At 44.4% G+C, this 10,672-nt stretch carries 8 protein-coding genes and 2 pseudogenes; 6 read left to right on the top strand and 4 right to left on the bottom strand.

From position 1 onward, the window contains the following. Positions 1-2 precede the first annotated feature (2 nt). Positions 3-50: pseudogene (locus C9J12_RS31620) on the top strand (hypothetical protein); the annotation flags it as partial. Between the two features lie 46 nt (positions 51-96). On the opposite strand, the pseudogene C9J12_RS16720 reads toward C9J12_RS31620, so the two are convergent. From C9J12_RS16720 to ampD, 4 genes and pseudogenes are all read right to left on the bottom strand, one after another. Beyond that, positions 97-352, bottom strand: a pseudogene (locus C9J12_RS16720) (biotin/lipoyl-containing protein); the annotation flags it as partial. A gap of 13 nt (positions 353-365) precedes the next feature. Then, entirely contained in the window at positions 366-3,032 is a 2,667-nt protein-coding gene (gene aceE / locus C9J12_RS16715) for a pyruvate dehydrogenase (acetyl-transferring), homodimeric type (RefSeq protein ID WP_107243750.1), read from the bottom strand. Between the two features lie 80 nt (positions 3,033-3,112). Further along, complete coding sequence (gene pdhR / locus C9J12_RS16710) at positions 3,113-3,886, bottom strand: pyruvate dehydrogenase complex transcriptional repressor PdhR (RefSeq protein ID WP_107243749.1); 774 nt, start codon at positions 3,884-3,886, stop codon at positions 3,113-3,115. Positions 3,887-4,217: 331 nt separating this feature from the next. After that, complete coding sequence (gene ampD / locus C9J12_RS16705) at positions 4,218-4,778, bottom strand: 1,6-anhydro-N-acetylmuramyl-L-alanine amidase AmpD (RefSeq protein WP_107243748.1); 561 nt, start codon at positions 4,776-4,778, stop codon at positions 4,218-4,220. Positions 4,779-4,986: 208 nt separating this feature from the next. Here ampD and nadC point away from each other — a divergent pair, with 208 nt between their 5' ends. The 5 genes from nadC to C9J12_RS16680 all read left to right on the top strand — a co-directional run bounded on the left by nadC (position 4,987) and on the right by C9J12_RS16680 (position 10,671). After that, positions 4,987-5,874: a carboxylating nicotinate-nucleotide diphosphorylase gene (gene nadC / locus C9J12_RS16700; RefSeq protein WP_107243752.1), complete on the top strand. Its 888-nt coding sequence runs from the start codon at positions 4,987-4,989 to the stop codon at positions 5,872-5,874. Positions 5,875-6,231: 357 nt separating this feature from the next. After that, positions 6,232-6,678: a pilin gene (locus C9J12_RS16695; RefSeq protein WP_107243747.1), complete on the top strand. Its 447-nt coding sequence runs from the start codon at positions 6,232-6,234 to the stop codon at positions 6,676-6,678. After that, on the top strand, positions 6,678-8,363 hold the full coding sequence (gene pilB, locus C9J12_RS16690) for a type IV-A pilus assembly ATPase PilB (RefSeq protein ID WP_107243746.1): 1,686 nt from the start codon (positions 6,678-6,680) through the stop codon (positions 8,361-8,363). Before C9J12_RS16695 ends, pilB begins: the two co-directional genes overlap by 1 nt. Positions 8,364-8,403: 40 nt before the next feature. After that, the gene (locus tag C9J12_RS16685) at positions 8,404-9,624 is read left to right on the top strand and encodes a type II secretion system F family protein (protein WP_107243745.1); all 1,221 of its coding nucleotides are present in this window, start codon (positions 8,404-8,406) and stop codon (positions 9,622-9,624) included. A 147-nt stretch (positions 9,625-9,771) separates the two neighbouring features. Further along, on the top strand, positions 9,772-10,671 hold the full coding sequence (locus tag C9J12_RS16680; protein ID WP_107243744.1) for a prepilin peptidase: 900 nt from the start codon (positions 9,772-9,774) through the stop codon (positions 10,669-10,671). Position 10,672: the final 1 nt, after the last annotated feature.

Genomic DNA, 10,672 nt, shown 5'->3' with positions numbered 1-10,672 from the left:
CTATGGAAGTACCAGCTTCTCAAGCGGGTATCGTTAAAGAAATCAAAATCGCTGAAGGCGATACGGTTTCTACTGGTTCTTTAATCATGATCTTTGAAGCAGAAGGCGCAGCTGCTGCGCCTTCTGCTTCAAAGATCATGATTAAAGAACCAGTAGAAACCGTATCGCCTTCAGCGATTTTGATTTCTTTAACGATACCCGCTTGAGAAGCTGGTACTTCCATAGAGGCTTTGTCACCTTCTACAGTGATCAGAGATTGCTCTTCTTCAACCTTGTCGCCAACGCTAACAAGAATCTCAGTTACTTCAACCTCGTCTGCACCAATGTCAGGTACATTAATTTCGATTGCCATGTTTAATTGCCTCTTACGCGTATAGCGGGTTCGTCTTGTCTGCATCGATGTCGAATTTAGCGATTGCTTGTGCAACAACAGATTTTTCGATATCACCTCGTTTTGCCAATTCTGCTAGTGCTGCAACTACAACGTAGCCCGCATTAACTTCGAAGTGACGACGTAGGTTCTCACGGCTATCAGAACGACCGAAACCATCAGTACCAAGTACTTTGTAAGACTCAGCAGGAACGAATGCACGTACTTGCTCAGCGTAGTTCTTCATGTAATCCGTCACTGCGATTGCAGGTTCGTTACCAAGAACTTGAGTGATGTACGGTACTTTCTCTTCAGCTTCTGGGTGAAGCATGTTGTCACGCTCGATAGCTTGGCCGTCACGTGTCAATTCGTTGAAAGACGTTACAGAGTAAACATCAGAGGCAACGCCGTAGTCATCGCTAAGGATCTGTGCTGCTTTACGCGCTTCGTTCATGATAGTACCAGAGCTCATTAACTGAACTTTAGCTTTCTCACCAGCGTAAGATTCTAGCTTGTAGATACCTTTACGAATGCCTTCTTCAGCGCCTTCTGGCATTGCTGGCATTGCGTAGTTTTCGTTCATTACCGTTAGGTAGTAGTAAATGTTCTCTTGGTTCTCACCGTACATGCGACGGATACCGTCTTGCATGATAACCGCAACTTCGTAAGCAAACGTTGGGTCGTAAGAGATACAGTTTGGAATTGTGTTCGCCAGAACATGAGAATGACCATCTTCATGTTGTAGACCTTCACCATTCAGTGTTGTACGACCAGCAGTAGCACCCAGTAGGAAACCACGTGCTTGTTGGTCACCTGCTAGCCATGCCATGTCACCAATACGTTGGAAACCGAACATTGAGTAGTAGATGTAGAATGGGATCATTGGCAGATCGTTGGTGCTGTAAGACGTTGCCGCAGCAACCCAAGATGCCATTGAGCCAAGCTCGTTGATACCTTCTTGCAGAACCTGACCAGACGTCGCTTCTTTGTAGTAAGAAACTACACCGCGGTCTTCAGGCGTGTATTCTTGGCCGTGTGGGTTGTAGATACCAACCTGACGGAACAGACCTTCCATACCGAACGTACGTGCTTCATCACAGATGATTGGTACGATATTCTTACCGATACTTTTATCTTTCAGTAAGATATTTAGCGTACGTACATAAGCCATAGTCGTAGAGATATCACGCTTCTGCTCACCCAGTAGAGGTGCGAATTCCTCTAATGCAGGCACCTTAAATTCTTGTGTGAACTTAGGCAGACGCTTAGGTGTGTAGCCGTGTAGAGCGTTACGGCGAGCGTGCAGGTAGTTATATTCTGCAGAACCATCTTCCAGTTTCAGGTATGGAAGAGCTTTCATTTCTTCATCAGAAACAAGATCTTGCAGACCTAAACGATCACGTAGGTGTTGAACATGTGTCATGTCCATTTTCTTAACACCGTGCGCAATGTTCTTACCTTCAGCCGCTTCACCCATGCCGTAACCTTTTACAGTTTTAGCAAGAATTACTGTAGGACGACCTTCAGTTTCTTTTGCATTGTTGAACGCAGCAAACAGCTTAGAAGACTCGTGACCACCACGCTTAAGTGCGAAGATTTGGTCATCAGTCATATCTGCAACGAGTGCAGCTGTTTCTGGGTACTTACCAAAGAAGTGTTCACGTACGTAAGCACCGTCTTTAGATTTGAATGTTTGGTAGTCACCATCGATAGTTTCGTTCATTAACTGAAGAAGCTTACCTGTGGTGTCTTTTGCTAATAGTGAATCCCAGTTGTTACCCCAGATCACTTTAACAACATTCCAGCCAGCGCCCTTAAATAGGCCTTCTAGTTCTTGAATGATGCTACCGTTACCCATAACAGGGCCATCTAGGCGCTGTAGGTTACAGTTGATTAGGAAACATAGGTTATCTAGCTTTTCACGTGCAGCGAATGAAATCGCACCACGTGATTCTGGCTCATCCATCTCGCCATCGCCCAAGAACGCGTAAACACGTTGAGCTGATGTATCTTTCAGACCACGACCAGCCAAGTACTTAAGGAAACGTGCTTGATAGATAGCTGAAATAGGACCAAGACCCATAGAAACTGTTGGGAACTGCCAGAATTCAGGCATCAGTTTAGGGTGTGGGTATGAAGGAATACCTTTACCATCAACTTCTTGACGGAAATTATCTAACTGTTCTTCAGTTAAACGGCCTTCAACAAACGCACGAGAATAGATACCCGGAGAGATGTGACCTTGGTAATACACCAAATCGCCGCCATCAACTTCGTTTGGTGCACGGAAGAAGTGGTTGAAACATACTTCGTAGAATGCAGAAGCAGACTGGTAAGAAGCCATGTGGCCACCTAGGTCTAAATCTTTTTTAGAAGCACGTAGTACGATCATGATTGCGTTCCAACGGATAATGGAACGAATACGGCGCTCAAGAGTAGTATCACCAGGATACGCAGGCTCTTGTGCTGATGGAATCGTATTAATGTAGTTGGTAGTCATGCCAGTTGGCATATCTACACCGTCTAAACGTGCTTTATCCAGAACTTGTTCAAGTAAGTACTGTGCGCGTTCTACACCTTCTTCACGGACTACTGATTCTAGAGCTTCTAGCCACTCTTGAGTCTCAAGTACGTCAACGTCATTTTTCATGACTTCAGACATGCAATCTTCCTTTCGTTGATAATCTACAAAACTTACAATGTCGCGACTGTTTAATACCTTACGTTATAGTTATGAAGGTATTAATCCAGCCCGTCCTTGCGCTGTTGAATTCGACGAAGAGAGCGTTCACGCCTGCTATCTTCACGCGATAATTCCAACAATGTTTCCTCAATGAAAGCCAAATGTGCATGGGACGCTTCACGGGCCTTTTCAGGTTGTCCGGAAACAATCGCTTGCACAATATCGGCTCGATGCTTTCTCACTTTCCCCACTACGCTTTCGCGGCGGTTCAATAGTTCAAAGTTTTGTAATACGTTTTGCTCAAGCAAAGGGGCAAGGCTACGAATGATATGAAGCAGTACGACGTTATGCGCGGATTCTGTTACCGCGATCAAATACTGCATTACAGCTGATGCTTCAGCTTTTAAATCACCTTGTTGCTGAGCTTCCTCTATTCGTGTATGACAATCACGAATACGAGTAAAATCTTCTTCTGTGCCGCGTAACGCTGCGTAATAGGCAGCTAAGCCTTCAAGGGCATGACGAGACTCAAGTAAATCTAATTGTGTTTCAGGGTGCGACGCTAATAATTCCAACAAAGGCTCAGAAAAACTCTCCCAGAGTTTATCTGTTACAAATGTTCCACCGCCCTGACGGCGTGTTAGCAAATTTTTAGCCTCAAGCCGTTGAATCGCTTCTCGTACCGAAGGGCGTGAAACATCGAATTGCTTAGCTAACTCACGCTCTGGAGGCAATTGTTGACCAGAAGACAAGATGCCTTCCAAGATCCAACGTTCCAGTTCTTGCTCGATGGCATCAGAGAGCTTAGGTTGGCGAATTCGTTTATAAGTCATTTATCGTTATGCTTCTTATACTTATATTGTTTCAGGCAAATCCACTCTTAAACTAAGCGTGGACAATTGGTCTTACCAATTTATTAACTGGGCGAAATTCTACAGAAATAATTATAGATGTCTAGCCGCGACTTGATGGAAATCATAGAAGCAGGGTGGATTTAACAAAAATGTCAAATTATGAAAACTTGTTAAAACAATACGAACCATAGGTGGCAACAGGAGCTAGCGCTAGTTTGAGCAAGAAAACAAGCGATGGTCTGACCAATCAACTTGATTGTTACAGCGTATTACTTAACGCCAAATTTTCTGACTCAATACTGATTATGATTTATCCATTAACACGCAATGTTGCTTTAAATGCATGCCAATCAAACGCTAAACCGGGATCTGTTTTACGTCCAGACGCAATAAATTCATGCCCAGTAATACGGGAAGAATCGATATATGGATAATGTGTCATGATAACCCGAGATAACTCAGTCAATGTTGCATACTGAGCTTGGGTGTAAGGGAGGGTGTCCGTTCCTTCCAGTTCTATACCAATAGAATAATCATTGCATTTGTCGCGCTTGGCAAATTGTGACACTCCAGCATGCCATGCCCGACAATCAAACGGTACAAATTGAATGATATCGCCATTCCGCCTAATTAAACAGTGAGCAGACACACGAAAGCCTGAAATTACCCCGAAATAGGGATGTTCGTTCGGATTCAGCTTCCCAGTAAACAATTGTTCGATATACGGCCCACCAAACTCCCCTGGTGGCAAACTAATATTATGTACCACCAGCAAAGACACATCTTGCGCATCGGGGCGCAGATCAAAAAATGGTGACGGTACATGTTTTACCCCATCAAGCCAATGATCACTGTTAACCGTTAATGTCATATTCTTCAGTTCAATATTGAGAGTGTATGTTTAGTCTCGCTGATCTTAGCGGTTAGATCTATCTTCCTTGTTATTTGATCATAAGAAACCCGACCCTCTGATCTCGCATCTTATTCACGCTCAAGGTATGATCCAGCTTATAAAGCTCTGAGAAGTCATTCTCCTGTTCATTAGCACTCAACCTATTTGCGGATACGTCATGACAACAATGGAAAGAAAGCACGACAGCGAATCGCGCTTACACTATTTAAAGCAGCAACTTCCCCTAGAAATCACGCGCGCAGTCGCTGATAGCCTACGCGAAGATCTGGGTGGCGAAATCGATGCGTCATTAGACATTACCGCAAGTTTGATCCCCGCTGACAGCCAAGGTGTTGCGACGATCATCACCCGCGAACATGGCGTATTTTGTGGGCAAATGTGGGCAGAAGAAGTCTTTAAGCAATTAGGTGGCGAAGTGGCTATCGAATGGCACGTACAAGATGGTGATACGGTAGAACCAAATCAAACGTTATGTACATTAACAGGACCATCACGCGCGCTACTGACAGGCGAACGTAATGCGATGAACTTTATTCAAACGTTGTCAGGTTGTGCTACAACTGTCGCAGAATACGCCAAGCAACTTGAAGGCACGAATACTCGCCTACTTGATACCCGTAAAACCATTCCAGGCTTACGCAGTGCCCTAAAATATGCCGTTACCTGTGGTGGCGGTTATAACCACCGCATTGGTGTATTCGATGCTTACCTGATCAAAGAAAATCACATTATTGCATGTGGTGGCATCAACCAAGCCATCAGCACAGCGAAGCGCTTAAACCCAGGTAAACCGGTGGAAATCGAAACCGAGAGCCTTGCAGAGCTGCAGTTGGCAATCGATGCGGGGGCCGATATTATCATGCTAGATAACTTCACTACTGACATGATGCGCGAAGCCGTTACCCTAAATGCAGGTCGTGCGGCATTAGAAAACTCTGGCAACGTCACGCTAGAAACCATCCGTGAATACGCAGAAACAGGGGTCGATTATATTTCTGTCGGCGCACTGACCAAGCACCTTAAAGCGATGGATTTATCAATGCGATTTGTCTAGGCGGTTTGTCAAGGCACTTTATCTAGCCGCTTTAAGTAACAACAGACCAAGCAGACATGCCGTAATGTAAGCATTGCTGCGAATAAAATAAAAAGCGAGCATCTAGGTTCATTACCTAAACAGCTCGCTTTTTAAACAAGCTTTTCCTTTCAATAACTGATACTTAGAACACTACCCTCCATTTCCCCTCTAAATTTAAATTTGCCTCTAACCATCATATGCAACAGATGTAACCAGCGTTGAATTAATTCAAACTGCACCGCGTAACCTTTTCATTACTATTCAGCCACTTGAAGTCTACTCGTATTCTGAACCCACTTAAATTTAATGCTTACGGGCAATATAAGGGAAAGAATAATGAAAAAGATGCAAAAAGGTTTTACGTTAATTGAATTGATGATTGTGGTGGCAGTAATTGGGGTGCTTACTGCTATTGCAGTTCCTCAATATCAAAACTATGTAAAAAAATCAACTTTAGGTGTCGGGCTAGCAAACATTGCAGCATTAAAAACTAATATCGAAGATTATGTAGCAACAGAAAGTAGCTTCCCTGTAACAACAGCCGCAGATGCTCCTTCCTTTGCCCGCCTAGGTACCGTTGAAGATTTAGGTGAGGGTAAAGTTTCTACCAAAGCAGGAACAACGGCAGGAGAAGGAGAAATTAGATTTACTTTTGACGCAGGTCCAGTATCAGGAGAAAAAATTCGTTTATCTCGAGATGTAAATGGTCTTTGGAAGTGTGATACATCGGCAGAAGCAGCGATCGCTCCAAGAGGCTGTACGCCTGATATAACAATAACCTAATGCAAACCAACCTTGCTTCTATCTTGCATCAGGCTGATTTAATCAGCTTGGTGCAAGAGCAAAACGTGGTCGATACCGTGCATGCAGAAGGCATTAACGTGCCTTCTGCTTTAACGTATTTGGGCATATTCAGCGACAGTGAACTTGCCCGCCATATCGAACACATTTTTGCTATCGCGCTGATTGATATTCACCAATACGATTACGCAGAGTGCTGCAAAAAAGTCTACCAACGTGAATTGGTATTACGCCATCGGGCGATTCCGCTGCAATTTAACGATACCAGCCTATTTCTGGGCATTAGCGACCCCACCAATCTCGATGCACAAGACGAATTCCGTTTTGCTACCGGCAAAAATGTTGAGCTGCTGCTGCTAGACAATAAGCAACTCGAAAGCGCCATTCGACGCATGTACGGCAGTGATGTCGGTGAAACCGAACACGCGCGCGATATCAGTAACCAAGATTTAAACAACTTGGTCGATATTAGCGAAGGGGAAATTGACGATACCACCGATTTAAGCCGAGACAGTGCCCCCGTTACCCGCTATATCAACCAAATATTATTAGAAGCAGTACGTAAAAAAGCCTCTGATATTCATTTTGAACCCTATGAAGAAAGCTACCGGATCCGTTTTCGCTGCGATGGTATTTTGCATCAACATGCTACCCCACCCACGACGTTATCGCGCCGCTTATCGACTCGTTTAAAGGTAATGTCAAAACTCAATATTGCCGAGCGCCGTAAACCCCAAGATGGGCGCATTAAACTAAAATTAACCCCAACGCTAGCGATTGATCTGCGGGTATCATCGCTGCCAACGTTATGGGGTGAAAAAGTGGTACTGCGGATCCTTGATAGCTCTGCCGCCAGTTTAGATATTGATATTCTGGGTTATAACGACAAACAAAAGCTCAACTACCTTGCCGCATTAGCACAACCGCAAGGCATGATCTTAATGACCGGGCCAACAGGCAGCGGTAAAACCGTTTCGCTATATACCGGGCTGAAAATTCTTAATACCGAAGAGCGTAATATTTCTACCGCTGAAGATCCGGTCGAGATCAACCTGCCGGGCATTAACCAAGTCCATATCAATACCCAAGTTGGGCTCAACTTTTCTGATGCGCTACGATCGTTTCTTCGCCAAGATCCAGATGTGGTAATGGTCGGTGAAATACGCGACATAGAAACCGCAGCGATTGCAGTAAAAGCCGCTCAAACTGGTCATTTGTTACTCTCGACCTTGCATACCAATTCTGCCGCCGAAACCATTACGCGTTTAACCAATATGGGCATTGAAGATTTTAATCTCGCGTCATCACTCAGCTTAATTATCGCCCAGCGTTTAGCACGCCGTTTATGCCCGTACTGCAAACAAATACACGATCTAGACGCCCTCACCAGAGACAAGTTTGAAATACCAGTCGGTAGCCCAATTTATAAAGCCAGCGAACGGGGCTGTGATGATTGCAACAAAGGCTATATCGGGCGAGTCGGCATCTATGAAGTCATGCCATTTAGCCCAGAGCTAGCTCAGGCACTCGTCGCGGGCGCATCGACCCTAGAGCTTGAACGTATTGCCTGCCAACAAGGTATGCAGCGATTACAACAATCTGGCATTGAAAAATTAATGGCGGGCACCACCAGCTTAATCGAACTACAGCGAATACTGCATTACTGATTATTGTTATTGCTCAATCATCCCTTAAGTAGGATAAATCATGAATCCAGCCACTAAATTGCGTTATTACCACTGGCGCGGATCTAACCAAGCAGGGCGTAAAGTTTCTGGCGTCATTATTGGCTATCAAGAACAAGAAGTTCGTAGCAAACTGACCGAACAAAAGATCCATATAAAAAAAATTAAACGCCGTAAGCCTTCCACCTTCAATAAACTCAGAAACCAAATGAAATCTGAAGACATCACAGAAACCACTCGTCAATTAGCCACCATGATCGAATCTGGCGTGCCTGTGGTTCAATCGTTAAAATTGATTTCTAATAGCCACCACAAAGCAGAAGTACGGGCAGCACTCACCCAAGTCACCATGCAAGTTGAAGCGGGAGCATCACTGTCTAAAGCCTTAAAAACCAGCTCACCACTGTTTGATGATTTCTATTGCGACCTTGTAGCAACTGGAGAGCAAACTGGTCACCTTGGTGAAATCTTTTCGCGCATAGCCACTTACCGTGAAAAGGGTGAAATCATGCGAAAAAAGGTCATCAAAGCCATGATTTACCCTACTATGGTTACCCTTGCCGCAGTCATCGTAACCGTGATGATGCTGGTATTTGTGATCCCTCAGTTTGCTAGCATATTCAGCAGTTTTGGTGCTGACTTGCCACTGTTTACCCAGCTAGTGATTAATGCCTCAGATTTTTTGATCGCTCATGGGCTTTACCTTATCATCGCGCTCGTCTCGGTAATTTGCCTGTATTATTACAGCCATAAAAAATCGTATAATTTTAGACTGAAAGTCGACAGGTTGAGTTTACGGTTACCGATTTTAGGCAATGTATTACTGAAAGCGACCATTGCACGGTTTGCGCGTACCCTTGCCACCACCTTTACTGCCGGTATTCCCTTGCTCTCGGGTTTACAATCAGCAGGTAAAACTGCCGGTAACTTGTATATTACGAATGCGGTGTATGAAGCTCACGCCAATACTGCGGCCGGTATGCCGTTATATCTCGCCCTACGCCAGTCTGGCGTTTTTCCTGAGCTTATGTTGCAGATGACAATGATCGGTGAAGAATCAGGCTCACTGGATGACATGCTCAATAAAATGGCATTGCTGTACGAGAATGATGTCGATAATACGGTTGATAATCTGGGTAAAATTCTCGAACCTTTAATCATCATTATTTTAGGTGGGTTAATCGGCGGCTTATTAGTCGCGATGTACATGCCAATATTCAGTTTAATGAGTGTAATGGGTTAACGTTAGCGCTCATACTCCCTCGAAATTAGCCAATCTTACGTATTTTCTGCAGGAGATAAGCGACTTTGCCTCCGATTGCTCACTCTGTGCTAAAAAACACGGTAAAATACATTTAGTCTCAATCCTTTATCAATATTCGGACCCGCAATGGAATTGTTTACATACTACCCTTGGTTATTTCCGGTTTTTGCCGCTATTTTTGGTTTGCTCATTGGTAGTTTTTTGAATGTGGTGATCCACCGCTTACCGATCATGATGGAACGACAATGGAAAGCTGATTGCATTGAATGCTTTCCTGAATTTGATAAAGAAGCCAAACAAGAGAAGGGTAATCCCCCTTCAGCAACTGCGGCTGTTTTTAATCTTAGTGTGCCACGTTCACGCTGTCCTCATTGCCAACACACCATCACCATGTGGGAAAACATCCCAGTTATAAGTTGGTTAGTGTTAAAAGGGAAATGCAGTGCCTGTGGCGTAAAAATCAGTGCTCGCTACCCTACCATTGAACTGTTAACTGCAGTAATGACCACCATTATTGCACTAATGTTACCGCCATCATTATGGGCTATTGCGGTTATCTTTTTCAGTTTCGCCCTGATTGCCCTGACTTTTATTGATATCGATACCATGTTACTGCCCGACCAAATTACTCTCCCTTTGATGTGGGCTGGTATTGCGGCTTCCCTCGTGGGCTTGAGCCCGGTATCACTGCAAGATGCCATTATTGGTGCGATGGTGGGCTATCTGTCACTTTGGAGCCTATTTTGGTGCTTTAAACTGATAACCGGTAAAGAAGGCATGGGGTACGGTGATTTTAAGCTGTTAGCCGCTCTGGGGGCTTGGCTTGGCTGGCAAAGTTTACCTTTTGTGGTATTACTTTCTTCCTTGGTTGGCGCAGTCTGTGGCATTATCTTATTAAGAGTGCAACGTTCTGATTCACAAACACCTTTTTCATTTGGTCCTTACCTCGCCATGGCAGGCTGGATTAGCATTCTATGGGGCGATCAAGTTATTGGTTGGTATCTCCATTCATATATAGGCATGTAAT

It is taken from the genome of Photobacterium frigidiphilum, from assembly GCF_003025615.1.
Taxonomy (GTDB): Bacteria; Pseudomonadota; Gammaproteobacteria; order Enterobacterales; family Vibrionaceae; genus Photobacterium; species Photobacterium frigidiphilum.
This window is presented reverse-complemented; position numbering and strand designations above follow the sequence as displayed.